This is a genomic window from Egbenema bharatensis FJBBOT/2019 (assembly GCF_048077055.1).
GTDB lineage: Bacteria > Cyanobacteriota > Cyanobacteriia > Elainellales > Elainellaceae > Egbenema > Egbenema bharatensis.
Genome location: NZ_CP182236.1, coordinates 6,397,251 through 6,424,242, shown reverse-complemented (window position 1 = coordinate 6,424,242; position 26,992 = coordinate 6,397,251). Strand labels below are relative to the sequence as shown.

The 26,992-nt window shown below is 50.4% G+C and carries 14 protein-coding genes and 1 pseudogene; 2 read left to right on the top strand and 13 right to left on the bottom strand.

Translation table 11 applies throughout. From position 1 onward, the window contains the following. The first annotated feature begins 85 nt into the window (after window positions 1-85). A complete protein-coding gene (locus ACM1PF_RS29885; protein ID WP_416669978.1) occupies window positions 86-1,945 on the top strand; it encodes a tetratricopeptide repeat protein in 1,860 nt (619 codons plus the stop codon). A gap of 168 nt (window positions 1,946-2,113) precedes the next feature. Here the strand turns inward: ACM1PF_RS29885 and ACM1PF_RS29880 are convergent, their stop codons facing one another. From ACM1PF_RS29880 to ACM1PF_RS29820, 13 genes and pseudogenes are all read right to left on the bottom strand, one after another. Continuing rightward, window positions 2,114-2,803 carry a pentapeptide repeat-containing protein gene (locus ACM1PF_RS29880; protein WP_416669977.1) on the bottom strand — a complete coding sequence of 230 codons (690 nt, stop codon included), beginning with the start codon at window positions 2,801-2,803 and terminating at the stop codon, window positions 2,114-2,116. Between the two features lie 30 nt (window positions 2,804-2,833). After that, complete coding sequence (locus tag ACM1PF_RS29875) at window positions 2,834-3,577, bottom strand: MHYT domain-containing protein (RefSeq protein ID WP_416669975.1); 744 nt, start codon at window positions 3,575-3,577, stop codon at window positions 2,834-2,836. A 42-nt stretch (window positions 3,578-3,619) separates the two neighbouring features. After that, window positions 3,620-4,177: a chemotaxis protein CheW gene (locus tag ACM1PF_RS29870; protein WP_416669973.1), complete on the bottom strand. Its 558-nt coding sequence runs from the start codon at window positions 4,175-4,177 to the stop codon at window positions 3,620-3,622. An 11-nt stretch (window positions 4,178-4,188) separates the two neighbouring features. Further along, a complete protein-coding gene (locus ACM1PF_RS29865; RefSeq protein ID WP_416669971.1) occupies window positions 4,189-7,461 on the bottom strand; it encodes a hybrid sensor histidine kinase/response regulator in 3,273 nt (1,090 codons plus the stop codon). Window positions 7,462-7,515: 54 nt separating this feature from the next. Further along, window positions 7,516-11,016: a GAF domain-containing protein gene (locus ACM1PF_RS29860; RefSeq protein ID WP_416669969.1), complete on the bottom strand. Its 3,501-nt coding sequence runs from the start codon at window positions 11,014-11,016 to the stop codon at window positions 7,516-7,518. A gap of 82 nt (window positions 11,017-11,098) precedes the next feature. Then, window positions 11,099-11,605: a chemotaxis protein CheW gene (locus ACM1PF_RS29855; RefSeq protein WP_416669967.1), complete on the bottom strand. Its 507-nt coding sequence runs from the start codon at window positions 11,603-11,605 to the stop codon at window positions 11,099-11,101. Window positions 11,606-11,676: 71 nt separating this feature from the next. Further along, a complete protein-coding gene (locus tag ACM1PF_RS29850; protein WP_416669966.1) occupies window positions 11,677-12,054 on the bottom strand; it encodes a response regulator transcription factor in 378 nt (125 codons plus the stop codon). 269 nt (window positions 12,055-12,323) lie between these two features. Further along, window positions 12,324-13,412: a response regulator gene (locus tag ACM1PF_RS29845; protein WP_416669964.1), complete on the bottom strand. Its 1,089-nt coding sequence runs from the start codon at window positions 13,410-13,412 to the stop codon at window positions 12,324-12,326. A gap of 813 nt (window positions 13,413-14,225) precedes the next feature. Beyond that, window positions 14,226-16,822 (bottom strand): annotated as a pseudogene (gene bcsA, locus ACM1PF_RS29840) (UDP-forming cellulose synthase catalytic subunit). A gap of 105 nt (window positions 16,823-16,927) precedes the next feature. Then, window positions 16,928-19,312, bottom strand: a complete 2,385-nt coding sequence (locus tag ACM1PF_RS29835) for a cellulose biosynthesis cyclic di-GMP-binding regulatory protein BcsB (protein ID WP_416669963.1) — start codon at window positions 19,310-19,312, stop codon at window positions 16,928-16,930. A 27-nt stretch (window positions 19,313-19,339) separates the two neighbouring features. Next, on the bottom strand, window positions 19,340-20,809 hold the full coding sequence (locus tag ACM1PF_RS29830) for a glycosyl hydrolase family 8 (protein WP_416669962.1): 1,470 nt from the start codon (window positions 20,807-20,809) through the stop codon (window positions 19,340-19,342). Between the two features lie 46 nt (window positions 20,810-20,855). Then, window positions 20,856-23,192: a tetratricopeptide repeat protein gene (locus ACM1PF_RS29825; RefSeq protein ID WP_416669960.1), complete on the bottom strand. Its 2,337-nt coding sequence runs from the start codon at window positions 23,190-23,192 to the stop codon at window positions 20,856-20,858. 4 nt (window positions 23,193-23,196) lie between these two features. Then, on the bottom strand, window positions 23,197-24,912 hold the full coding sequence (locus tag ACM1PF_RS29820) for a hypothetical protein (RefSeq protein ID WP_416669959.1): 1,716 nt from the start codon (window positions 24,910-24,912) through the stop codon (window positions 23,197-23,199). An 860-nt stretch (window positions 24,913-25,772) separates the two neighbouring features. Here ACM1PF_RS29820 and ACM1PF_RS29815 point away from each other — a divergent pair. Then, window positions 25,773-26,660 carry a hypothetical protein gene (locus ACM1PF_RS29815; protein ID WP_416669957.1) on the top strand — a complete coding sequence of 296 codons (888 nt, stop codon included), beginning with the start codon at window positions 25,773-25,775 and terminating at the stop codon, window positions 26,658-26,660. The last annotated feature ends 332 nt before the right edge of the window (window positions 26,661-26,992 follow it).

Sequence of the window (26,992 nt, the reverse complement as noted above, 5' to 3'; positions counted from 1 at the left end):
GGTTTAGGAAACAATGGAGAGAACATTTTTCTCTCTAATTCTTGTCGGGAGATCAGGCTTGCTGTAGGAACAAGCGGAGTAAACTATGACTGGTAATCGATCAGGGTATCCGCTCTATTTTCATGGCATTGATCAGGCTGTTCAGGGTGATCTTGATCGGATAGCGCAACAGATTCAAAATCACCTTGTTTCAGCCGCTTCCCTCTATCAACTCCCTCCCGATTTAGAAGATTTCACTGGACGTTCAACCGAATTGCAGCAAATCTTTGATTTAATCAATCAAAGTATCTATGAGCGTAAAACTTCAGCCACCGTGATTGCGATAACGGGTAAAGCTGGAGTCGGTAAGTCAACCTTTGCTATTCATTTGGCCCATCGCCTCAAAAGTTCTTTTCTGGATGCCCAACTTTATGTCAATCTACACGGCACAGAACAGCATCCTAAACAGCCCAAAGCGGTGTTAGGTGAACTGCTGAGGCGATGGGGCGTTGATGCAGATCAAATTCCTTCCCAGGCAGGAGAACGGCTGGATTTGCTGCAATCGCAGTTGATGGATAAACAAACTTTATTAGTATTAGATAATGCCGTCAATGAAGAGCAGGTACGATCGCTCATTCCGCGGCACTGTTGTAGTGTTGTATTAATTACCAGTCGTCATTCATTGGCAGATTTAGATAGAGTGGCGGTTTTGCATCTGCCAGAGCTACCGGATGCTGAAGCGATCGCGTTGCTTTATCGATTAATCAACAAAGAAACGATTCAATTACCGCCTGAAACTGCTCAATCGTTGGTTCAGCGTTGTCATTGCTTGCCGTTATCCATTCGGCTGGTGGCTAGTGCCATTCAACGTCAGCTATCTAAACCAATTTCAGAGCAGTTTGAGCAATTCGATCGCCTCTATCAACAGGTGCATTCCCTGCGCTTAAGTCATGCAGAAGTCCGCCCAAGCTTCCTGTTTGACTATCAGCAACTTTCTCCTGAGGCGGCACGGCTCCTGCGCCTATTAGGATTATTAGCTGAATCTCACTTCACATCTACCATTGCGGCCGTACTTTTGGAAGCAAAACCAGACGATGCAGAACAGTTTGTTGGAGAACTGGTCGATTTGAAGCTGATCCGGCGGATTGGGGGCGGTCATTATCAGATTGTCCATGACATTGTGCGGCTACTGGCGCGGGGGCAGCTTGCCCTGGAAGAATCATCGGCAATGCGTCAGTTGGCACGGATGCGGGTGAGTCAGTGGTATCTGGAGACGGGTCAGATGATGCTGTGGGGGTTAAATCCTCAAACGCGCAATGTGATAGCGAGGATAGCCGATCGCATGACTCAGCAGCCGATCGCTAAACTAGAACAACAGTTAGTTGAAGGCAGCTTGAATTGGTTTGAAGCAGAACGATCGAACTTGCTCACGGTGGTAGAGTGGGCTGTTCAAGCCGATGATCCCGATCGGTTGATTGCTCTGGTGGGAAAGCTGGCTCTGTTTTTTGATTACAGTGATGATTGGGAAAGCTGGGAGCAGACCCACAAGTTAGCTCTGAATGCCGCCAGACAGTTAGGAGATGCCCAACCGATTGCCCATTTGATGAATAACTTAGCGAATGCCTATTTACGTCAGGGTCGGCTGGATCAGGCAAAGGAATTATACAAACAAAGTATCAGTCTTTATGAATCGCTGGGTGAGGTTATTTTACAGGCAAAAACTCTCTTCAACCTGGGAAATTTATATATTAATACGGAGCAACTGCAATCTGCGGCGCGTTGCTGGAAAAGTGCGATCGATTGCCTGCCAGAGGATTCCAATGAACGGCACCATTTGCAGCAGCAGATGCAGCAGGTACAACCCTACCTGTGGCAACAAATTGGTGAGACGGAAGCCGATCGCTCCCAGGTCAGGGGATTGTTTCAGTCCGTTGGAGCCGCCATTTGGCGATTCATCTCGGAATGAGGAAATTCAATTGATCCAGCCGATTGATTCTCCTGATCAGTGACCTATTCGATCCATTTAAGGGGATGCGACAAAATAACATACCCGTCAGGGGTACACTGCTTGCTGTGCGCCCTTACAGTCGATTTTTTCAAAAATTGGGATGCCATTTAATTGCAGATCCCTAACCTATGGCAGAATTGCAAAGTCTAATCGAGCGTTGGTTAAATTCGTGCCGTCTAAGTTAGCGTTGGATAGATCGGCATAGCGCAGATCGGCTTCACTCAGATCAGCTCCAGACAAATCCGCATTTCTGAGGATAGCTCCATAGAGGCTGGCACGATTCATCGTCGTATCTTTTAACGTCGCAAAACTGAGGTCGGCATCTCGTAATTCAGCGTTGACTAAATTGGCTTCAGTCAGGTTGGCATGGGATAAGCTCGCGTGGAGTAGCTGAGCTTCTTGCAAATCTGCGCGCTGGAGATCTGCTGTTTTCAGGTCGGCTCCATACAGATGGGCTTCCGTGAGGTTGGCATCGCTCAGGTTCGTTTCGATTAAGACTGCATTGATTAATTTTGTCCCTTGCAAATTGGCTCTGGTCAGGTTGGACTGCTGTAAGTTAACTCGGCTTAAGTCCCTTTTTTGCCAATCCACTTCGGTCAAATCACACTGCACACAGCGACGATTGTGCCCGATCGCTCCAATATCATGGGTGGGGAGATGGGTTGAATCTGCTGCGTCCGGATCCACCAGGCTAGATTCATCTATCGGTTCTGATGGAGTAGACCCGGAAACATGGAGTACCACGGGAATGATCGCTACCCCAATGGCTGCGATCGTAATTAAAGTTGGTGTATTAATGGGGCGAAAAAGATTCATGGGATAGACCAGCGGTGTACTTAAAAGATATTAACGATCTTTTTGTTTTATTCTCGGTTTAGGCTCGATATAAATGAGAGCAAACATGAGTCCTAAAACGAACACAGCAAAGAAACAAACAAGATACGCGAGTGAGAGACTATCGATACCAGAAGGTGGTATGATTTTGTTCGGATTGGGCACAAAAATAACAGCAGCCATTCCTGTGTAGTGCATGCTGGTGATGGCCAATCCCATTGCAATTGCACTCAACAGTTTAAGCCGCTTGGAGCTATTCTGACTTTCTCGAAATAGCAGGAATAGTTTCAGGGCAATATAGGATACAGCGATCGCAATGAAGACAGATAGTGCAAACAAAATCGGATTGTAACTAAGGTCGGCGGACATTTGCATTGCGGCCATTCCAACGTAATGCATGATAGCGATCCCTAATCCTGCAACAACACCTCCTATGATTAAGGTGGAAATTTTAACAACTGGACGACAGGTAATTGATAAAGCCTGGAAGGCAGCGATAACCGGAAGCAAAAGCGAAGCTGTCAGAATCGGTACATTGTAGGTTACACCAATAGGTAGGGAGACAGCGAGCATCCCAATGAAATGCATTGTCCAAATGCCTGATCCCAGAGCGATCGAACCTGACGTTAACCAGAAAGTGCGAAATGTGTCTTTGGCAATCAGTAAGCGATTCGTCATTTCAAGTGCAATAAAAGCAGCAAGGATGGCAGCAAAGGCGGAGACAATAACAAGGATGGGATCGTAGCTAATGGGCATTTTTTTCTGAGAAACTTGACATTAAAATGAGTAAGTACTTCATCAACCCTCCATTTCTGGTAGTAGAGAAAGACTCTGAATTATCTGATTGGGATTCAACAAAAAGATGGGAGGTTCATCTTTCGAGGGAACAACTAAAGCACTGATACAGCGAATATTCCCCTGTTTCAGATAAGCGGCTGGAACAGGAGCAAACGCAGAATCGGGAACACGACGAAGCATGGGTGGAGTATCCAGCGGAATCCCCATTAGCTCATTATGTGGAGTTTGCATGAGCAGTAAGTGGGTTGGGTTTGGGGATATCAGTGGTGACTGAAATGATTCCAGATGCGATACAGAATTCAGTTCACCCGGTAATAAGGGCTGAATTGGAGCACTGGCAAAAATTCGACGCTGGATATCAATGACCAGAACATCGCAGTTTTGATAGCGCGTCAGGCTCACTCCCGTTTGCTGGCACACCCCATAGGTTTGGCTCATGGGAATGACTTTGTAGGCATAGCGAATCGGCAGAGCAAACCGTTCCTGGCGCAGGGGAAAGACGATTAACTGCTGAGTTGCATGGTTGCGACGGATAATACTGCGATAGGAGGGAGACATAGGTTCACTCCTTAGCTCGCTGGAGCCAACTCAATCAGCTTTTCGAGCGTTTGTAGGAGTGCCTGCTCGTTGTAGGGTTTGGAGAAGTAAGCGGTCGCGCCTAAGTTCATGGCCAGCCGTCGATGCTTTTCACCGCTACGGGAGGTCAGCATAGCAACGGGTAATTGCTCAAAATCTGGAGTGGCCTTCACTTTCGCCAGGAATCCGTAACCGTCCAGACGCGGCATTTCAATATCGCAAATGACCGCCTGCACCTGCAATCCTGCGGATAGCTTGTCGATCGCATCTTGCCCATCTTTGGCTTGAGCTACCTGATAGCCTGCTTTTTCCAGAGTCAGGGCTAGCAATCGCCGCACGTTAATGGAATCATCTACAACCAGGATAGTTGGCTTTCGGATGGGCATCAGGGCAGGAACGATGGAAGCTGCGCCTAAGTCCGGATTGCTGGTCACCTGAAGATGTTCAGGCATCGTAAAGTTCGATGCTCGATCGCAGCTAGCAATCCAGTGCAACATCTCTGAGATATTCACCAGAGGGACAACCCGCCCATCGCCCAAAATGGTGCAACTGTTAAATCCAGGTGGCAGTGGTAAGTTTCCTTCCACTCGCCGCAGGGCTACCTCCTGTTCCCCCCAACAGCGATCGATTTGTAATCCAACTTTCTGGTTCCCTTGATTGAGGATAATCACCGCTGGATCGTTAATGGTGGGTGGTGTTTCTAACCCTTCCATCTGGCGAGAGCAGTTGAACTTCAGCCATTGGGCGAGGCGAACCAACTGTACCATCGTATCTTGCCAGCGCAGCACCTCACTGCCAGCCGTAACAACCACCTGTTCTGGCTGTAGCACCACCATTTCATGAATCACATCCGTGGGGAACGCCAGCAGCATTCCACCCGCCTCTGCAAGTAATACCCGCGCCACAGATAAGGTAAATGGCACGGACAGGGTAAACGTTGTCCCTATTCCCGCCTGAGTGTTGACCTTAATTTCGCCCCGGACTTGCTTGAGGTTGTTGCGGACTATATCCATACCCACACCCCGTCCAGACAAATCAGTAACGCGATCGGTGGTGCTAAATCCAGGTTCAAAAATCAGGGATAGCAGTTCTTCATCGCTCGCCGCCGCCAGCAGCATTTCATCCAGTCCCATTTGTCGGGCCCGGTTCCGCACTTTCTCCAGGGGAATGCCACTACCATCATCGGTTACAGTAATCACCGTTCGGTTATGCCGATGGTAAGCTCGAATTTCAATTAGCCCTTGCTCTGGTTTACCGTTTCGCTTGCGTGTTTCTGAATCTTCAATGCCGTGGTCAAAGGCGTTCCGAATCAGGTGCAATAAAGGATCATTCAAAGCTTCCAAAATATTGCGATCGACCAGGGTTTGTCCCCCGTTGACTTTGAGTTGAACTGGCTTACTGTACTGCAACGACAGCTCCCTCAGGGCTTTAGGAAAGCGATCGGTAATGTCAGAAAGGGGACGCATTCGGACATGGCTCAGACTCATCTGCAATTGCTTGGTGGTTTTGTGCAAATCGCGGTTGATCTGATCTGCATCATCTAAACCCAGTTCAACGTCGCTGGTGACTTCCTGAATTTGGACGATGGTTTCCATGACCTCTTGGGACAGCAGGTGCAACTCACTGTAGCGATCCATTTCCAGCACATCAAACCGATCGTTGGACTCAATAAAATCACTATAGTGAGGATCCAGGGAGAGCGATTGAGAAGTGACGGGTGAAGCCGGCAGTAGGGGGAGTGAAGAGTCGGGAATTTGGGTGGCAACGCGATCGTAACTGGCGCGAAGCTGAGTGTTTGATCGATCCAGGACTTGAACCCGCAGCGACATGGTGCGGATCAGACTGCGGAGTCGTTTCAGGTGAAGATCCAAACGATTGCGCTCGATCGTCAGTTCACCCATCAAATCATTCAGTTGGTTTAAATGGCGGACAGGAACCCGAACGGTATTTTCTTGAGTTTCTTCTGAAATGGGTGAATCAATCGTGTCATTGCTAATTCTAAATTCTGCTGTATAGCTGCTGGGAGGGGCGGAACTTTGAGGCTGGGAGGTGGATTGAAATGAAATCAGTTCAGCATCAACCGATGCAGCTTCGGACTGGGATTCAGCTTCAGGGTTGAAATCGGAATCAGAAAAGGGCTCAAACTGAGATTCAATCTCTGGATTGAACGTATCTGAATGAAAGTTTTGGGTTTGACCAATTAAAAACTCGGTGACGGATTCATCTTCATCATCGGGATAAAAATCAAAGGTTTCATCCTCGATCGCCTCAAATTGGTTTATCTTAGACGATTGATGATTCAGTTCCGCAGTGATAAATCCAGAGTCCGTGTCCGCTGTAAACTCTGTTGTCAATGCTGCGTGGTCTTCGGTTAAAGCATCGATTGAGTAATCTGTTGCAAAATCTGTTGCAAAATCTGGTGTGACGGTTGCGGAATTGCCTACCGCATCCGGGACAACTTCGGTGATGGCATCTGTCGCAGCGGCAGCAACCTCTACCCCCTCCACCTGAATTGCGGCGGGAAGCATGTTGAGATTGCCAGTTAAAACCAGTGCTTGCGTTTGTCGCCAGGCTTGCAGGGCGGATTGAGTAATAGCCTCGACGCGATCGGGGGCGGCTGCTAGGTGATGGAGAACGGATTCACAAAGCTGACAAAATGCCGACAGTTGCAGCATTTCACCCAGTCCACCTAACTCCTGGGCCAAAATTTCCACTTCTTCTCGCAAACAGGGATCTCCCGTCTGCAAAACTGTTTCTAGCCGACTTAAACAGCCTTCTACTTCCGTTTCAAACAGCAACGATACAATGTCCTGTCCTTCTTCAGGGGACAGCATGGAGTTGGCATCTTCGGCTTGCGGATCTCCTAAACGATCGTGCAGTCGTTCAAACACCTGAGTGGCATGGTGATCTAACCAGTCAGGGGCAATCTCACGGCGATGCTGACATTCCTGAACCACATGGCGCAGACAGTCGGCTCCAGCCAGTAGCAGTTGTTCTAGATCGCCATCCAGCCCAACGGCATTTTTTTGCACCTTCAGCACCTTAAAGGAATCTTCCAATCGGTGTGCAAGCTGGCTGAGAACCTGGAATCCCATCATGGCAGCTCCCCCTTTGACAGAGTGAGCCGCTCTCAGGGCTGCGTTAATTTTTTGACCGTCAATACCATTGCTAGCAATTCCCAGCAGCGAGGCTTCGATCGTATCCAGGTACTCCTGCGCCTCATCGAGAAACTGAAGCTGAATTTCGAGTTCCTTATCCTGTGACATGGTGATATTGAGGGGGTAGGGAGTGCGTGGGGGTAGGGTGGGCGGGGAGAAGGGTTATTGGAGAGAGTGAATTTCACTGCCGACCTCAAAGGTACCGACCGATTCCTGGAGCACACGGGCGACTTCAACGGTGCGCCGGAGAGCGGAGGAAACCTGCCGTGAGGATGCAGAAGTTCGTTCGGAAACCTCGGCCACTTCCTTCATCAGTTTGGAAACAGTTTCAGAGGTGCTGACCTGGGAGACGGTGGTTTCGGAAATGGATTGCACCAGTTGATCGATTTGGCGCGATACATCCAGAATTTGATTCAGGCTGAGTTTCGCACTTTCTACCAGATGGGTGCCTTCCACCACCTGGGCGGTGCTTTGCTCCATGGCTTCTACTACCTGGCTGGTTTCCCGCTGAATGTTGTCTACAATGCGCTCAATCTCCTGGGTTGCGGCGGACGATCGCGCGGCCAGTTCTCCCACCTCTTCGGCCACAACTGCAAAGCCCTGACCTTCTTCTCCGGCTCGTGCTGCTTCAATTCCGGCGTTGATGGCGAGCAGGTTGGTCTGCATAGCGATCTGGTTAATCAGCGATACCACTTTAGAGATTTGTTGAGAAGATTCACCAAGCCGCTTAACTTTCTTCGCCGTTTCACCCACCGTTTCGCGCAGGTTCAGGATATTCTGCACCGTCAAGTCCATTGCATTTCCGCCTGCTTCTGCCGTTGCTGAGGCTTTGTGGGCCACTTCTGCGGCCTGTTGCGCCTGGGTTGCCACCACCTGAATCGATCGCGTCATACTTTCCATTGAGCCTAGCGTTCGCATGGTTTCTTCGGACTGCCGCAGGGCTTCATCGGCAAGCTGGCGGATGGCTGATTCGTTTTCGCCTAAGGAATTGCTGACCTGAACAACGGACTGTTTGACCTGGGTAACGATTTGCCGCAAGCTTTCCACGATCGAGTTAAAGAAGTCAGCAACGGTGCCAATTTCTCCGGCCGTCACGTCTGCTCGTACGGTTAAATCCCCTCTGGCAGCTCCTTCCACCTGGCTCAACAGTTCAATCAACTGCATTTGCAGAGCTTCTTTCTGGGAGCGTTGATCATCGGACAGGGCTTCTGCTTTAATGCGAGCCTGCTTTAATTCAGCAAACAAGTCCGCCTGTTCGATCGCAAATCCCAGTTGCAGAGCGACCTGCCGCATAAAGTTGATTTCAGCATCTTCCCAGGCGCGAGGAGCCGCACAGTGGTGGGCGATGAATAGACCAATTAGCCGATCGCCAATCAAGATCGGGGCAACCAGGTTAGCCTTCACCTGGAAGGGGTCAAGCTGTTTCAGGTGGCACTCTGTGAGTCCAGCATTGTGAATATCATTGGTGGCATGTACGCGCCCCTGGCGATATTGTTCCACGTATTTATCGGCAAAGCAGGGGTCAGCAATCCGCGCCCCCATTGCCACTGGATAACCGGACTGTACCGATTCAGCAACAATTTCTCCCTGCCATTGGTCATCAAACAGGAACACAATCACCCGTTGGGTTTGAATAACTTCCCGCACATCCTGTACCACGGAACGGAATATTCTTTCACGCTCCAGAGATTCCCGCATGCGCACAATAATATTATTCAACTGCCGTTCCCGATGAGCCGTAAACTCTTGCTGATTCAGGAGCCTGGACTGGGCCAGGGCATAGCCGACCTGGACAGAGATTTGCCGGATCAGTTCAATTTCCTCCACTTCCCAGGTGCGGGGACGAGAGCATTGATGGGCGCAAATTAAGCCAATTAACTCATCGCCCACGACGATCGGAGCCACCATGTTTGCCTGCACTTCCATCCGCCGCAAAATTTCGCAGTGGCAGTCCGTGAGTTGGGCTTCGTTCAGATTCTCGACGGTGGAAATGCGTCCACTCTTAAAGCGTTCGATCGCCCCTGGCACGAGGGGATCGTGAATGGTTTGCCCCTTAGCCTTTAACCAACCGTGGCCCACGGATTCGGCTGTAATATACCCGCTCTTGTAGTCTGGATTGAAGCGATAAATCACAACGCGATCGACCTTCAGCACTTCCCGGACTCCAGTCACCGACGTTCTCAGGATGTCGTCAAAATCCAGCGATTGGCGAATGCGGCTGGTCAGGTCTGCGAGGAGTTGGGCCCGTTTAGTGGCAACTTCCTGACGATGGTACTGTGCCTCCAGTTCCTGTTCTGATGCAGTCACCACGTCGGCTAATTGATTAAACGCCTCAGTCAGTTGTCCGACTTCATCTTTAGCAAACACTTCAGCCCGAGCACTGCGATTGCCTGAAGCAAACCATAGATTGGCTTGCCGCAGTCGTTCAATGGGGTTGGCAATGGCGCGTCCTAACAATATGGCCAGTCCTACATCCGCCGCCAGGGCAATCACGGCGATCGCTAACTGTAACAGCAGGCTATTGCGCAGCAGTTGATTCAGGGCAGCTTCCGAGGTTCCCCGCACCATTACGCCCACGGGTTCATTGTTGAAGTTAGTAATGGTTTGAGCGGCAACTGTGTAGGTGCGATCGCCAATCTCCATCCTGCGCGTCACCGGAGAATTTTCTTGTTCTGTTGCCCATTCCAGAATCGCGTTATCTGGCAAGGGAACATTGGTTTGCGCCAGGCTCAGATTATCCTGATCCTGCAAGTCCATGGAGGTGACTAACTCAAACGCTCCATCGGGTTTCCGCAGATAAATGGCGCTGTAGCCGTTGTCAAAGGCTCCCACTGTTCCTTCTACGATCGGCAGCTTGTTGTTAACAATATCTCCTGAAATTAAAACGCCGACCACTTCCTGCGTGTTAGGATCTCGCACCGGCGTGAAGGTGTACCGAATCAGGGCATCCTGGTTGGAGAATCCTTCGGGCAGGGGCGGATTTTCCCGTTGCAGCTCATCCCAGGGGACGATCGCACTGGTTTTAATCTGGCGGGGATTTGCTAAAACCGTTCCGACCAATCCCCCTGGATCAAACCGCTCTCCCTGGCGATCGGCATTAGCACTGGCAATGATGCGCAAATCTCGCCCCACCAGCGTGGCATACTCAATTTGCCGGGCTGAAACCTCATTCCGCAAAATTTGTTCGACTTGCTGGAGGGTTTCGGGAATCGCAGTTTGACCACTGGAATACGCCCTTGCAGCTGCAATAATGGCAGCATTGTCCGATTGACCCCGGAAACCAAACCCCATCTGATCAACTTTAATGTTGTACTGAATATCAGTAACAGCTAATTCAGATTGGGCTTGATTGACTAATTGCGCGCGTCCTCCCGCCACGATGATCCATGAGCTGACCCCAACCAGTCCCACCACTGAAATCGCTTCTGAGCTAAACAGTCCCAGCAATTGCTTACTGCGTACCGGCAGGTTATAAAACCATTGCAGTTGTGAACCTGTTGTAATGGGCACACTACGGTTAGCACCACGATACTGCAAGGGGTTGGCGGGTTGAATCACCGTTTCGTCAGCGGTATCATTTTCCAGGTCACTTTGCAGATGCAGTGCTTCATCGGTCAGGGGTTGTGACTCGTCAGAGGACAAGCGGCGAGGCTGGGTGGTCATATCGCAGATTTCCTTATCAGGTGGATAGCTTGGCAAAAAGAATCGATAAAACGAAAAGTTAAAGCAGGAAAAAATTAGCGTCCTAAGGATTGCGGAGAATGGAGGATTGAACCACGGCTTCAGCATCTAAGACCATCAGCAGGGTTTTGGTTTGGTCTTGCGATTGAATGGCACAACCTCGCAGGTAAGGCACCAGCGATGGAATAATTTGCCCGATCGGTGATTGAATTTGATTAGGCTCGATCCAGGTAATTCCTTCAACGCACTGCACTGCCAAACCTAATGTCACTGCTCCCACTTGAGTAATCACCAGGTTGTACTGTTGAACATTGGTATCGAGAGCAGCTAACCCTAGCATGCGCGCCAAATCAACCACCCAGATAACGCGGCTGCGACGGTTCATTAACCCCAGCATGCAGGCAGGCATGTTTGGCATTGGGGTCAGGCGGCGTGCGGGTAATACCATCGCCTCCTGAACATGCCGCATGGGAAATACAGCAGAGGTTTGGGGGTAAAGCTCAAATCGCAGGAAGGCATCTCCTGCAGCTTTGCGGGAGTGAGCGGATTGTACCAGCGCAGATGTATTCATAAATTCTTTAGTGCCTCTGAAGTGCCTCTGATTCCTCTGGATTGAACAATCCCTGCTCAATCGATATGGGTTTAAACCACCACAGATTTAATGGCCCGAACCAGTTGTTCGCGGGTAAAGGGTTTTGTAATGTAGGCATCTGCCCCTTGTTTCATCCCCCAAAGTCGATCGATTTCCTGATTTTTGGACGTGCAAATCACCACTGGAACTTTTTCCGTTGCGGGATGCTTTTTCAGGTTGCGACAGAGTTCAAATCCGCTCATACCGGGCATGACAATATCTGTCACAATCACATTCGGTTTGTGTTCGATCGCAATATTTAAGGCTTCTCTGGCGCTGACTGCGCTAATGACGCTGTATCCACTCTCCTTTAGATAATGGGACATGAGTTCCATTTCGGACGGCGTATCTTCAACAATCAAAATTGTGCCCATCAGGGTTGTGTTCATGCTATGTTTCCTTGCCACCTAATACTATTTCTGACGTTGTGAGCAATATCCGAACTCTTTTGAGGGTTTGTTAAGAGAATCCTCATTTGTGCAATGGGAGGGAGAGCTGGGAGGGGGGTAGCTCAGATTAATCCAGCCCAGATTGATTCAGCCCAGATTGATCCAACCCGAATTGATCCAACCCGAATTGGCATAGCCCAGATCTGCACAAAAAAGTTCTTGGAAAGGGTGATGGATGACAGATTGAACGGTTAATTTCAGGACAATAATTAGGTCAAGTGTTTAAACACCATCTTGACTAAATCAGACTGGGTGAAAGGCTTGGTCAGATATCCGGAAGCTCCGACAAATTTCGCTCTTGCCCGGTCAAGTAAGCCAGTATTCCCGGTCACCATAATGACAGGAGTATGCCGGAAACTGGGATGCTTTCGGAGGAGGGAGCATAGTTCGTAGCCATCCAGATTGGGCATCGTCACATCTAACAAAATGAGATCTGGCTTGCTCCGCACAATCTGCATTAATGCTTTCACCGGATTGTCAATCATTAATACCGTGAAGCTCTTATCATCCAGAAAAGAACGAATGGCTTGTAGCACTGTGGGGCTATCATCAATGCAGGCGATCGTATATTGATTTTTCTTGGTTGGAGCGGTTGAGGTTAAGGTATTAAACTGATAGCTGGGATACTCTGGTGTTGCGGTTGGGCTGGGGGGTTCCACCGGATTATCAGACATCACTGAAGCTTCTAGTTTAGCTCCTGAGCCGTTCTGGTCAGCAATGACGGGGGATTCGGTCGCAGAATGGGATGGCATAGGGCGTGGAGATTGCCGTTGCCGTTGCCGGGTCTGGCACTGTTCAACCAAAAAGCGCAAGTCAAGCTGACAGAACTGCGGTACTGATTGGTTCGCAAACTGATCAGGCGGAATCAACTCATGAGAGCCGTCCTGAACTGCCAGGAAGGATTCAATCACTTCGATCGCCAATTCTTCCACCAGCAGGCTGGCCTGGCTAGCACTCAGATGTTGCTGATCCACCAACCAGCAGACCGCTCGGTAGTCGTTCGGCAAAGTCGTTGGTTCTGCCCCTTCAAACAGCAAGCGCACCTGCACCCGGACAGCACTGACCAGGCTGGGCACCTGAGCACTGAGACGACGCAGGTGGCGATCGAGCCGCTCAAACGGGTTGTTTGAGTTTGTGGCATAAACGAGTTTGCCCTGTTCCAGGAATAAAGACCAATTAACTGATCCGTTGGAAACCTGTAAGCAGCCATTTGCTTGACGGCTGGAAAGCTGCGCCAGCAAGGTTAATGGATGCAACTTTTGAAAAGGTCTATAACTGCCCATAGTGATGGTATTCATGTGTATCGCTCCAATTCAATTCGGGGGCTTGTAACTTGAAGAATTGAGCCGAGTTACAAGGCAGGCAGATACCCCAGGTTAGGCTGCACAGGTTGCGGACAGACCCTGATGGCGGCGGGTAATCGCACCTGGAGTTCGTGGGTAGGGAACACGTTGAGCTGGTAAGTGGGACTATGCAAAAGCCTAAAAACTTGCGCTGAAAGGGAAAACCATTGATGCAGGTTGATGCAATCTGAAAAGAATGAGAATTCGCTGTCCTGAACCGCAATGAGGATGCAAATAGAATAAGCTGAGTGAAATCAATCTTTTATTGATTTATTTGACCAACTCTCAAAGCTGGCATCTGCTCAATTGTTTCCTCATCACTTCATCAACGGGGTGATACATCCTGATTGCTAAGTCAGCTACGAATTGAACAATCGATTGAACGACCACTGAATGAGTGATTCCGTATGATTAAACAATCGATTGAGGGATTGAATTCAGCAAAATTAGCTTTTTAGCTGATTGACTGACAAAACTCTTGAAACCTTGATTCTGCCGTAGGTTGGGTTAGCGATAGCGTAACCCAACAGAACATAGGCTGGTGTTGGGTTTCACGTTGTTCAACCCAACCTACGGGAAAAGATTTGTCAGTCAACTAGGTTTTTTAGTCAAGCACTTTTTAGCCAGGGAAAGTTGAGGTAGATACTCTTCCTAAGTTTATAGTATCAGGTAGCCTCATGGGTTGCTGGAAGGAACTGTAAAGATCGACGAGGTAGATTTAAAGTTGTGATGAGGCTTAATTTCAAAGGGTTTTAAGCTCCTTGTGAACTAGCTCAACGATCGCAGAATGCGCTGAATTTTGTCTTTCTGTTGGCGATCGAGAAATTCAGGAAATCGCAATTCGATCGCCACTCGATGGGATAAATCGTAAATAGAATTGGCTGGAATCATGGCAAATTCTTCAACCATTTGAACCTGAGCCAGCAAACTGTAGGTGTATGGATCCGCGTGATTTTGACCAACCGATAAGGCAATCAACGGTTGGGTAATGCGGATAGTATCCAAGTTTTCTACTGCATCACCGACAATTTCCAGACGCAGATCTCGCATTCCCATTTCGGTGACTCTGGCCGTGTAGGATTGTCCTTCCCAACCCTCCCAGTACAGATGGGCGATCGCATCCACCTGTTTACGCACTTTCACCCCCATTTCTGGGCGAAACTCTTGAAAGGCTCGTCTTAAACTGGATGAAATAAATCGCAGGGAATGCAGCGGTTTATCCACTTCAACTCGGTTTTGGGAATACCATTCCTTCACATCCGAATAGATCACCACCACTAAGTCATCCATTTGAGTCCGGCTGACATTAATGAAGTCGATCGCCAGTAATGTCTGGAGTTTATCCGTTGCAATCCCGCGCACAATTTCTGCATCCACCAGTGCCCTCGCGCCAAAGTCCCCCACAAGTTCGACCCGCACCTGATCGGGAATGTTGGGCCAGGTGTCGAGCAGTACGAGCGTACCGGATTCACTGACATTCAGCGTTTTCCCAACCCAACTGCGATCGTCACTGTGAATGATGGCTTTAATCTGACGGGGTAGACGGTGCGATCGGCGGAGCTGAGGCTGCTCAAAGGCGGCCAGGCAGGCAGCCACCACCAGCAGTAAGTTAAAGGTACACCACAACGTATTAATTAAGACCGCTTCAGTATCTTGAGGGCTTAACAATAACCAGAATGGAATGGCCAGCAGTGAAGCTCCCGTCACACATCCCAAAATCACCAGATAGCGAATTGACTCCAGATCAAATTTGCGCTCGGTAACGCTCAATCCCTTATCGGTGACATTGAATGATCCCAGTTTAGGATTAATCATCGCTAACATCGTAACGATACCCGCCTGGAAAGACATGGCAAACTCATAGATTTCATTCCAGAAGGAGAATCGCACGTGCTTATAGCGAACGTGATTAGCCTGCATTGACAGAACAATGTGGGGCAATGCATAGAACAGGGTTTCTAACCCCAAGCCCCGCACCGAGTTAATTCCAAAGAGAAGAAACAGCGATGGTGCAACGGCATACATCAAACGGGGAAATCCAAAAAAGAAGTGAGAGGTTGCACTCAGATAACACAGTCGTTGCCCGATCGACAGTTTGAGTTTAGGGTTGAATAGCGGATTTTCCAACCGCAGGATCTGTGCCATTCCCCTGCCCAACGTACCTGCTGCCCCACATAGGCAGAAAATTTTTCAGGAGCCAGCCCTGCTACCATGATTTTGTCATAGTAAACCGTTTCGTATCCTTGGGAGTGGAGCCGGAGTGCTGTATGGCAGTCTTCTGTCACGGTTTCTGTGGCAATTCCCCCCACTTCCAGAACGTGCTGACGACGAATCACCGCCGCCGACCCGCAGAAGAAGGCTGCATTCCAGAAATCATTTCCTTTTTGCAGCACCTTGTAAAACAATTCGTTACTAACTGGAACATGACCACCCGTTCGCAAATTTCGCTCAAACGGATCGGGGTTATAGAACCAGTGGGGCGTTTGCACCAGGGACACTTTCTCCCGGAAGAAGAAGCCAACGGTTTCTTTCAGAAATGTGTGGGATGGAATGTGATCGCAGTCGAGAATTAAGATCAAATCTCCACTGGTTTTTTCAAAGGCCGTATTAATATTTCCTGCCTTCGCATGATCGTTGTTCTCTCTGGTCAGCAGCGTACATTCCAACTCTTCGCACATCTGGCGAATGGCTTCTCTTCGCTCTGGAAATTTTCGCCCATCATCCAGAACATAAACCTGCTTTTTGTCTGCCGGATAGTCGATCGCCAGTGCCCCTAATACCGTCTTACGAACAATCTCTAGGTCTTCGTTGTAGGTAGGAATAAATACATCAACGGTAAACCAATCTTCCTGCGGGAATTGTTCCAGATCAACGGGCTTTCGTGTCTGAAGCTGGGCAGTCTGGAAGTAGGCCAGCATGAGTGTGGCAATGCCGTATAGCTCCGCAAAGTAGAGCAATAATGAGAAAAATGTATTCAGCCAGCCATCTAGATTCAGCGTATAGGCGGTTCGATAATAAAAATAGCGGAGGGTAACAAGTACGCTCAGACAAACGAGTAATAAATGCAAATACTCACTGACTCGTCCCTGGGGCTGATGTTCCTCCAGAGTCAACAGAAATCGTCCAACGCCAATCATCAGCAAGGCTACCATCCCCTGCTGCCAAAAGCTGGGACGAATCGTGATCAGCGGAATGCACATCCACACCAGGCAGAGCATCATCAGCACAAGCTGGCGGCGGCCCAACCATTGCAATAACCAATCAAAGCTACGTGGGATGCGATCGACCAGTACAGTGGTCGCTCCGGTATTCAGGCGTTCTATCCATTCTGGGGTTCGGCGAGGTCTACTGGAAGGACGGATCATCAACGGCTCCTGCGATAACGCTCCTGGAAAGTAAATTAGCGATCGAACGGCAGATGCACCAGGGGCGGTTGCAGCTTGCAACTTTTAGCACAGCTTTTGGCAACTTTACGATCGGCTGGCGGGGCTAACCCGCTGGAGGTAAAGTTGAGCGACTCCATACAGCAAAAGGGCGGCGATTACCAGAGCGGGAACCAGAATCAGCCAATTGCTGCGAAACAGTAACCACCAACTGCGCTGATCGCCAACCACCTGCTGAGGCGGAGACAGGCGCAAAAATTGCAGCGTGTAATCATTGGCATCAAAGGGAGAAGGATCTGCGGTGTTGGCACTAATTAACACCGTGTCCCCTTGCAGTTGGTAAAACAGCGGATCCTGGGCAATTAAATCACGGACATGCCCCAATCCTTCCGGCGATTGACTACTCAGCGCCAGTAAAACCCGCTCCCCATTCCAGGGAGAAACGACTTGCTTCACCACCCCTTCCGCATCGGGAGAAGACTGGATCTGACTTTGCTGCCATTGCCGCAAAGAAACGGTGTTCAGGTTAAACCCTTCATCCTGAAACGCTTCTGGGAAGGGAAAGCGTTCTTGCTCCCCAATCCCAATTAAATGGGCTGTACTCCGCACCTCAGATGGTAACTGACTGGTGCGATAGACATTCAGCTTGACGGATTCTGCCTTACTCAACCGGCCCAATCGTTCGCTGGTTTCCAGCAGCAGGAGTAGATCAGCTTCTGTGGGATTATCGGGCAGGACGATCGCCGTACTGGACAAGTCCTGGGGTGCCGCAAAGGGATAGCCAAACCGGAATAGATCTAGATCGGGGATATTCACAACATTTTGCCGATTCAGATCAAAGCTAGTATCGGCGTGGATGGTGCCCCACAACTGCTGATCCGTCACCCGGCTACAAGCCCGTCGCTCACGGGGATCGAGGCGGAAATTGACCTGCATTTTAGAATCGGGACGAATCCGCTCCGGCAGATCCAGGCGAAATTCCTGTCGCGTTGCCCCGTTGACTGAACTCAGCCGCCGACCGTTCACCGGAATCCCATCCAGTTCTACTTCCACTAACGAAGTAACGGGATTGACCTGGGGACTGTAGCTGTACCGCAGCACCATCGTATTGCCAGGGGAAAATTGATCGTCTGGCAGGGCCCGAAAGTCAAATTCCAGGGCGGGGGCATGGGAACCTCGCACCATAACATCGCCGTAGGGTTGATTGCCGTAAGTCCGCAGATCGCTTAATCGGAAAGAATCGGTTGTGGGTAAATAACCTGCCCATTCCCGCGAGGATGGAGTCGGAATCTCTGTCACCTGATTTACAAAAATGACGCTACCCGTGCCAATTTTTTGATCCTGGGATTGGGCCAAAAACTGAACCGCTTTAGCCACACCCTCCGAGCTATTGCCCGTTGCCACCAGTACCGGAACCTGATTTTCAGCGGTCGTCGTTAGCATCAGCACGCCCACATCAGGTGGCAAAGTTCGCTGCTGACCATCCAAAACGTTACCCCCTTGAATCGCCAGGGGCAAGGTTAGAGCAGCCAAAGCAGGCTGTTCCTCTGGTGTACCAATCACAATCAGGCGTTCCTGTTCTTCTACTTCATTGAGCGAAGCGATCAGGCGAGTGTCCAGCGATCGATACTCTGCAATTCGTCCCAGGGAAGTCTGGTAGCGGGTTGTGGTAGTCAGCCAGGTATCATCGATCGTCTGGGGCAGCAAGTAAGCGACTCGATTTCCCTGAAGGCTGAGGGTGTCGTATACCGGGAAGGGATACCGACTGAAATCCAGGGCGATCGCCTGGGGTTCGTAGTCGAATACGACTTTAGAATCGGGAAGAATCTCAGTCCACAGGGACGGATCATAGGGATCCTGGGTGCAGGTGGGGGAATTGTTTTGCAGCGCAGCAATTACCACCTCGTTATAATCCTGAAGCAAATTCGTCGGCACATCAAAGGCAACGCTGCCGATTTCCCCCTGGGGTTTATTTAGCGGCACACTGCCCACACTGGTGCCATTCACCAACACCGTCAGGTTGGAACGGCTGGCGTAGAGCGCGGCGGAATGACGAAAGCGCAGCAATACTTTGACGGATTCTGCTTGCCAATCACGGGGACGAGTAAATTGCAGCCGGGCTTCATCATAAATGCTCTGGAGCCGCAGACGATTGCCTACCACCGGACTGCGGTTAAACTCCAGGACGTACTGACCGGGTTCCGCTGGGGCAACTGTAGGAATGGTGGCTGAACGAGGCAGGGCAAAGGTTTGACTGGGAGTTGGGCGGGGGGACTCTGCTGCTGGAGATTCAATTGCTGGAGGAGATTCAGCACCCGTTTGAGCCTGTACCAGAGACACCGATCCCGCCAACATGATGCTACCCGTCAGTAAAAAGCACCCTAGTAGACGCGCCATGCGACCGATCGAGTGCGATCGCCGTTTGCGGGTAGAGGATGCAGCCAGGTTAAATTTACGAATGCGATGTTTCATGATCCCGTCACGAATTAAAGATAAAGGTTAAGATGCAGTCGCGGAACGAATCACCGAACTTAAAAAGTGAAAAGAAAACCAGCAGGGGGTACGCGCTTCAGTTTGCAAAAATTCACGGGGAGCCGCAGTTGGCAGTAAGCCAAACCAGACCAGGTTCTGAGTGTAATAAGCTGTGTCGTTGTCCCAAATGCCGTTGTTGTATGCGGGGAGAAGCTTTTGTTGATAGATTTCCTCTGCCACATCAGGATTGAGCCGACTAAAGGCGTAGTAGAGCATGGCGTATTGAGAGGTGGCTTCATAGTCCACGATCGCTGCGCCAGATAAATCAATTCGGGCTGGAATTTGCTGCTCGGTTTGCCACAGGTCTTCTAAGTGAGACAGGTTCCGCCGCAGGAAGCGATCGGCTTTGCGTTCTTGAAACCAGGCAGCATCCCAGGTAATCCGCCACCAAACCCGGTAGGCATCAAATCCATACCGCGTGATGAGGGGATGGGAAGCGGGTAAGGGTTGAAAGCGGCCAGTTCGGGGATTGATCGCCACCCAATCGCTGGGCAGTCCTACCCTTGAGAGGTTGGCATCTCGCTCTAAGGCCTCGTAGCTACTGTTGACCAGCCGCATCCAGCGGTGATCGGGGTCAACCTGGGCAAAGAGCCGAAACGCATAGGGGGCAAAATAGGAGGAGTTTAGAATATAGCCATCGGCATCATTCCAGAAGGCTTCTTTGGGGCCAGGAATGAAGTATTGCCTGCGGCGAAGCGTTCCCGTAGACAGTTCCCACAGGTCATTTAACTTTTCGCGGGCAATGTCCAGATAGGCAGAACAGTTCCAGCGTCGAGCAGCCAGAATCAGAGCATAGGCAGCATCCAGATCGGCATCACTGGCAAAGTTGGCATCCAGAATGCGCCACTCGCCACTGTCATGCTCACCCCATTTCCAGGCCCAGAGGGAGTCCGTCGGTTCCCCGGCTTCATCCTTGCGGCGCAGGTTATTTTCTGCCCAGATAAATGTTCGATCGAAGGTGTCTGGATCGTTAATCATCACAGCCCGCAGCATGGCGTAGGCCTGTCCTTCCGATACCGTGCGATCGTTGTCCTCCCGATCGATGACTCGACCATCCGCCTGAATGAACCGATCGCGGTAAGTCAGCCAGCTTTCTCGAAGTATCGCTAGCCGTTCAGGGGAGACTTCAGCAGATGCAATGGGCGGTAAGGAGAGAACAGTTTGTCTAGATGAATTGGGACAGACCGGCTGAGATGAATCAGTTCGATCGGTGGGAGCGGGATTCGTATCGACGGGTTGGGTCAGGAGCAGCGAGGGAGAATCGGCAACGGTGGGAGGGTTTGAATCCGCGGGGTTGACTGGGTTCGGATTAGCCAAAACAGGATTGATTAAAATCGTCATCAATGCTGCGAAACTGGTCAGAAAACCTAACCATAGCCGTTGTTTGGCACGATTTAGGGAGAGGGATAGGTGTAGACGAAGCAACAGTTTAGTCATATTCGCTGGCTATACAAAGACTCTGCACCGTTAGAAATGAAATCCACTAAAATCGTTCCCATTCAGGTTGAAAGCCGCGTCGTCTCAACAGGTCGCCTTGCAGTTGGCGAATCCGAGCTTCCACCCTCGGATCCGTAATTCCTGCCTCCGCTTGCAGGGTTTGAATCTCCCGCAGTTGCTCCAATGCCTCGATCGGCTGATCCTGGGCTGCTCTCAATTCGGCCAATACACGACGAGTTTCTAAATCACCTGGCTTCAAAGACAACACTTCAGTAAACAGATTGGTCGCTTCCCCATAGCGTCGCTGCTGAAACCGGACACCCCCCAACGCCGAAAGCGCATCTGGATTGTTCGGCTGCTGCGCCAGAATTATTTCATAGGACTGCCCCGCCAGTTCCAAATCGCCGATCGCCTGGGCAAATTCTCCCTGCACATAGTACACATTCAGGTTATTGGGATCACGAATCACTAACTCGTTCACCCGCTGGCGGGCTTCATCCGGATCACGAGCCACTAATACCTGCACCAGGCGACGATTAATGGCCAGATTATCAGGTTCCTGAGCCAGCAAAGCCAGGTAAAGCGGTTGGCGATCGATTGCCGGGGGTAGTACACCTGCCAGGTTAAACACCTCTGGGGGTGGCTCTGTCACGGGTTCCGATCGTTGCCAGCGATCGAGGACGGATTCTGCCTCTGCCCGGGAGATTTGTTGGGTCTGGTAGGCGATACTGGCTTTACCAATCTGGCTGACCAGATCGTCTGGGTTATTGTCCAGTAACTGATTATAAAGAATCAGCGCATCGTTTAACTGTCCCTGCGCCAGCCGAATCCCGGCCAGTCCTCGCAGGGCATCGGAAACAATCTTCGGGCGAGGATTGGCTGCAATGATGGACTCATAGCGTTGCACACTGGCATTGAAGTTGCCTTCCCGACGATCGATTTCTGCCAGCAGTAACTCTGGGGCCCAATCCTGGGAACCGATCGGCGTGGCACTATACTGACTCAGGGCCTGGCGAGCGTTGGCAAAATTACCCTGTTGCAGATAGATTTGGGCCAGGCGGAAGTGGAGAAAGGGAACCTCGGTGTTGGCTTGCAGTAAGGATTGATAAATGGGCAGCAGGGCCGGAGCCGGGGGATCAACCCGCACCAAAGCCTGAGCCAGCAGGCGGGTTTCCGTGGGGGAAGTGGGTAAAGTTTGTAAAATAGCTGCCAGTTGTTCGTACAGTTCAATTCTTGGCAGTTGCCCAATTTGATTCGCAACCACGAGCTGCTTGATTTGTAAGCTCTGATTCTCAGGCTGTTCTGATAAAAGTGCTTGATACAGCATCAAAGCCTGGGGCTGCGTCATCGGAAATTCGCTCAGTACATCAGCAATTTCAGTTTGCAATCCAGGGGAGGGATTGGTGGTTTGCTCTAAAATTTGCCTGTATAGCGACACCGCAACCTCGTAGATCTCCCAATCATCTTCCAATCGTCCGATCGTACTCAGGGCCCGCGCCAGGGGTAATCTCGCATTCGCATTGCCCTCTAACGGTTCCAGGGTGCTGAGAGCCGCTTCTAGCTGACCCGTTCGCTGATAGGCAATGGCTAACGTAGTGCGAATTTGAATGGCCGTTTCATCCAGGGTGGGTAGAGACGCTAACCGACTACTCAGAACCTGCACTGCGCGATCGGCACGACCGGTTTCTTGCAGGGCTAAGGCATAGGCAGAGATTTGATTATTGGGAATCGTTGCATTGGTTCTGAGGTAGGCTTCAAACCACTCTAACCCCTGGGAATAGTTGCCACTGTAGGTGTAAATTTCTGCTGCACCCAGGAGGCGATCAGGGGTTGGTTCCGCCGCCAGGACAATCTCATAGTCGGCGATCGCTTCTGTGAACTGTCCCTGGTAGCCATAGAGCAATGCCCGCTGGGATCTGGCCGTCAGGTTAGATGGATCTAACTCTAATAAAGTGGTGAGGGCTGCAATCCCCGATCGCTGCCATTCAGTCCGGTAGCCACCCAGTTCGCCAATCGCCGCCAGAGCAGGACGATTCTGAGGATCAAGGCTCAACACTTGCTGATAGCGGTTCCAGGCATCGGCATCCTGGCCATTCCGCTGATAGGCAATGGCCAGACCCAACTGCGCTTCAACCGATTGGGGATACTGCTGCACGGCCTGCCGAAACACGCCGATCGCATCATTCACCCAGCCTCGATCTAACAGGGTGTAGCCCTCCGAAACAATTGCAGGTCGCACCTGGGCCTGAACCTGACTCAAGGTAACACCGATCGTACCTGCCGTAATTCCAGCCGCAATTCCGACTCCACTGACGATCGAAATCCAGCGGGGATATTTTTTAACCATGTGCCCCTTAAATTGTCTTGTAAACAATTGCCCCATTGCTCTACCTCCACAATCTAGCCAAATCAAGATCGGCCCGAACTCGTAAGCCTAGAACTGTTTCCGACCAGGCATCTCGCCCCTGTAATGACACTCCAGCCCGCAAATTGCGCGTCAGCCGGACATCATAAAAGGCTTCAAACACATCCGGAATTTCATCCCCGCGATCGCGCCGCAGACAGTTATTCGACAACTCCCGACCGTAGGCCAGCCCCAGGCGATCGTCTGCAAAAAACAGATCCAGCACGTTCACACCAAAGCTATAGGTATTGCCGCTCTGCCCAAGGGTCTGATTGTTATACCAGCCATAGCGGGCAAACAGTCCCAGATTGACTTCAGGGATAAAATACTCAGCGTTCACCCCGTAGGCCACCTCTCGATCGCCGGAAAGTACCCCAAAGGCATCATTGCCGCGATCGAACTGAAAGATTTCTCGGAAACCGCTCTGCCGTCCGGCATCCCGACTGTTGACATAAGTGCCCCGGATAATCCCATTGCCGATCCGCACGCCCACTTCAGCAGCAGCACTATCAAAGGTGAAGTCTCCCAAATCTCGATCGGAGGAGAAGGCCGCTCCCCGCAGGATGAGCTGATCCGTGACATCCCAGTTCACCATCAGACCCGGACGGGAGCCTAACCCTGCTGAGGCCAGCGCTGGATTCGTTTGAAAGACGGGATTGAAAAACTGGGTTGCTGCATCCTTGGCAAAGCTGTTGCGATCGAAATAGCCAGTTAAATCAATCATGCCGACCGTGAAGCGGAGGGTGGGTACCGTCGAGGGCGTAATTGTGACAAACAGCTCACTCAGATCCACTCCATCCTCTGCCGTCTCACCAAAGGCATCTCCCGTCGTCCAATCCAGGGTGGCACCGAACAAAACGTTAGGGGCGAGGAGATAATTTCCCGATAGGCGGGCCCGGGCTGAAGAATCATTGCCTTCCAGCAAATAGACCCCCTGTAGGTTCAAAACGAGCCGATCGACTGAGTCCAACAACGGTTGCTCTGTTTCAGTCCCGTTAGGGGTTTCAGCCAGTTCGATCGGTGGTGAAGTGGAGGATTCTGGTAAAAGATCCGCTGCACGGGTGACGTACTGTCCTAGATCATTTTCTTGATCAGCTGTAGATTCCTCTGTAGATTCTTTGCCATCGTCCGTAGCCACAACCGTTGATTCTTGACTCTGTTCTACCCATAATTCGCGTTCAGTGGCGGCATACACCTGATCGAACTGCTCCACCCAATCCAATTCGGTGTTATCCGCTTGCAGGGAAGATGGGGGAAGGGTATCCGTGTGATCTAGATCATTAGAGTGAAAATCGAGTGAGTCTATAGATTCTGAAGCTGAATTTGCCAACTCTGAAATAATGCTCGATCGCCCCCAAAAAAGTTCTGTTTCGCTATCGGATTCCAGTTCAATCTGAGCGTTGCGATCGGTCATTGCGTCAAACCGCAAATCGAACTCATAAACATCATGAGTTGCTTCATCATTGGCGATCGTGACAATGCGTTCTGGGGTTGCCGTTTCTGTCTCAGTTGTTATACTATCGATCGCACTCGTTAAGTCAGACTCAGGCAATACCGGATACGCTTGAACTGAAGCTTCTCCCAGCCCCAGTAAGCCGCCGATTGAAGAGGTACTAATGGAGAGCAATACCCGCAGGTAGGGTAACGATGGTGATGCGTGATGCGATCGAGATGCGATCGAGTTGGCGTGTAGATCCATATCAAAATGCTAAAGGATAGAGTCTGAGCCGTGCCAAACACACGACAGTATCGTTCCCAAATCAATCATTGGGAATCTTTGCAGATCCGAAGTTGCGCTGACGTTATCGTTTCCCAGGGAATCGATCGAGTTAAGGGTTAAGACCAGGTGGTAGATATCCGCTTCACAAGCAACAGTGAGGCGTACTGACAACAATGCTGACCGCAAATTGCCTTAAGTTTTGCCTGGATACAGAGGGTAGATACAACTGCGCGATGAAAGTGACCCTGGAATGATAATATTGGCAAATTGCGAAGATCTCAGGCAGCGATCGTTTCAGGTAGCAGAAATAGGACAGTTTTTCAGATTATCCTCCAACCCTTGCATTCCATCAGGAAAGAATTGTATTTCGCCTGAATTATGATGGGTTAAAGATCAAATCCAATGGAGGATTCCCTCAGTTTGGCAGATGACCATCCCTGCATTTACCGGACAAATCTCTCGCTGACAGGCAAGATGCCTGCGCTACGGAAATCGATTTATTTGAACTAATGGGATGCTCCCCTTTAATCTCTATTTAATAATCTCACTCAACTTATAACATTTGTCTATAAAGCCTCAGTAAAGAAGCCAATTGTTCTCAGTAAAGTTACAAGCAATTCTCCGAATTATAGGCGATCGGCTATCCATCTCTCCAGGGCGGAACGCCAGAGTTGCGGGCTTTTTTAAGCATTTGCCTCAAGGCGGGGATGAAGCTTTGGCAAAGGGTGAAGTGTCCAGACAAAAACAATATAAAGCATGACCCATTCCCTCCGGATTAACCCATAAAAGTCAGAAGGATGACCTAGAAAATGTTATTTAGAACCTTACGATAGCGGTTTATGCAACTCAAGCAGTCTGTGGCCCCCTTCATTCACTCCATCCAATCGTTTGGCATCGCTAAACTGATGGTTTTACTACTGCTGCTATCTGGATGTGCTTCGGTGCAGTTGCCATCCTTTTTTCGCTGGTCGGAGGTAGATTTAGCCATTCAGGTGGAACCCACAAACACCCCTGGATCATTCTCGGTTAGCGGTCGAGCAAATCTGCCAGATGATACGCCCATCACGATCGCGGCTGTGCGGTATTTGCAGTTAGACGATCGCCCCACTAATCGTCCGCAAAGGGCTACTGCTTCGAGCGATTCATCAACTGACGATCTGTTGGATCAGGATATAGCATCTGAGGCATTCACTGAAGCCCTAACTGAAGCGATCGCGGCTGAAAATCCCTCTAGCCATCCTTCCCGTCTTACCTACTCTATCCTGGCGTACCAACCTGCGATCGTGCAGCGTGGCGAATGGCAAGCCGATGTGAATCTCTGGAAAGTGGCTGCCGATGGACGATTTCAGGAAGCCTGGCAGTTGGAACAATCCCAGGTTGGTTTATCATTTCGTCCTGAAGATAACGTAATTTTTATGGCAATCCTGTCCTCGGCAGATGAGCTATCCAGACTAGAACAGGATCTTTCCCGTCGCGGTGTGCGCTTTCCAGGCGGAACGATTCTCAGCACTTCCGAAGGGTTCCGCTACGCTCAAATTCAACAAACCCTGGCAGTTGCCCTGCCCTCTGGTCGCACCACGCCTCCCCCCCAACGACCAGAAGACCGCAATGGTGGCTGGGGCGATCGATACATCATCCCTAATGAACCGCCGAATCCTACTGATCTGGAATTCCCTGGAACCCGGATTACCGATGCCCCTCCTTCTCCTGAAGAGTTTCTGCGATAGATCTGATAAGTCGGTTGGGAGCATTCCATTGATGCAAACGAATTGATGCAAATCGATCGATTTCGTAGCGCAGGCATCTTGCCTGCCAGTGAACAATCCGTCATACAAATGCACATCAGGGCGATTAGATACTGAAAGGTCTGGTGGCATCAGACAGTGAACTCACCCCTAACCCCTCCCAGGAGGGGAACCTCTGAAAAATCCCTGCTCAACCAGAAGAATGTCCACAAGATCCCCTCCTGGGAGGGGCAGGGGTGGGTTTATCTTCACCCTTTTACAAAAGTGGGATGCTCCCAATGTAAATTCGTTTTCGAGCTACTGCTTCTGGATTC

Excerpts from the sequence above, each read along its gene's own strand:
- ACM1PF_RS29885 (WP_416669978.1), top strand. The coding sequence starts at position 86 with ATGACTGGTAATCGATCAGGGTATCCGCTCTATTTTCATGGCATTGAT.
- ACM1PF_RS29880 (WP_416669977.1), bottom strand. The coding sequence starts at position 2,803 with ATGAATCTTTTTCGCCCCATTAATACACCAACTTTAATTACGATCGCA.
- ACM1PF_RS29875 (WP_416669975.1), bottom strand. The coding sequence starts at position 3,577 with ATGCCCATTAGCTACGATCCCATCCTTGTTATTGTCTCCGCCTTTGCT.
- ACM1PF_RS29870 (WP_416669973.1), bottom strand. The coding sequence starts at position 4,177 with ATGTCTCCCTCCTATCGCAGTATTATCCGTCGCAACCATGCAACTCAG.
- ACM1PF_RS29865 (WP_416669971.1), bottom strand. The coding sequence starts at position 7,461 with ATGTCACAGGATAAGGAACTCGAAATTCAGCTTCAGTTTCTCGATGAG.
- ACM1PF_RS29860 (WP_416669969.1), bottom strand. The coding sequence starts at position 11,016 with ATGACCACCCAGCCTCGCCGCTTGTCCTCTGACGAGTCACAACCCCTG.
- ACM1PF_RS29855 (WP_416669967.1), bottom strand. The coding sequence starts at position 11,605 with ATGAATACATCTGCGCTGGTACAATCCGCTCACTCCCGCAAAGCTGCA.
- ACM1PF_RS29850 (WP_416669966.1), bottom strand. The coding sequence starts at position 12,054 with ATGAACACAACCCTGATGGGCACAATTTTGATTGTTGAAGATACGCCG.
- ACM1PF_RS29845 (WP_416669964.1), bottom strand. The coding sequence starts at position 13,412 with ATGAATACCATCACTATGGGCAGTTATAGACCTTTTCAAAAGTTGCAT.
- ACM1PF_RS29835 (WP_416669963.1), bottom strand. The coding sequence starts at position 19,312 with ATGAAACATCGCATTCGTAAATTTAACCTGGCTGCATCCTCTACCCGC.
- ACM1PF_RS29830 (WP_416669962.1), bottom strand. The coding sequence starts at position 20,809 with ATGACTAAACTGTTGCTTCGTCTACACCTATCCCTCTCCCTAAATCGT.
- ACM1PF_RS29825 (WP_416669960.1), bottom strand. The coding sequence starts at position 23,192 with ATGGGGCAATTGTTTACAAGACAATTTAAGGGGCACATGGTTAAAAAA.
- ACM1PF_RS29820 (WP_416669959.1), bottom strand. The coding sequence starts at position 24,912 with ATGGATCTACACGCCAACTCGATCGCATCTCGATCGCATCACGCATCA.
- ACM1PF_RS29815 (WP_416669957.1), top strand. The coding sequence starts at position 25,773 with ATGCAACTCAAGCAGTCTGTGGCCCCCTTCATTCACTCCATCCAATCG.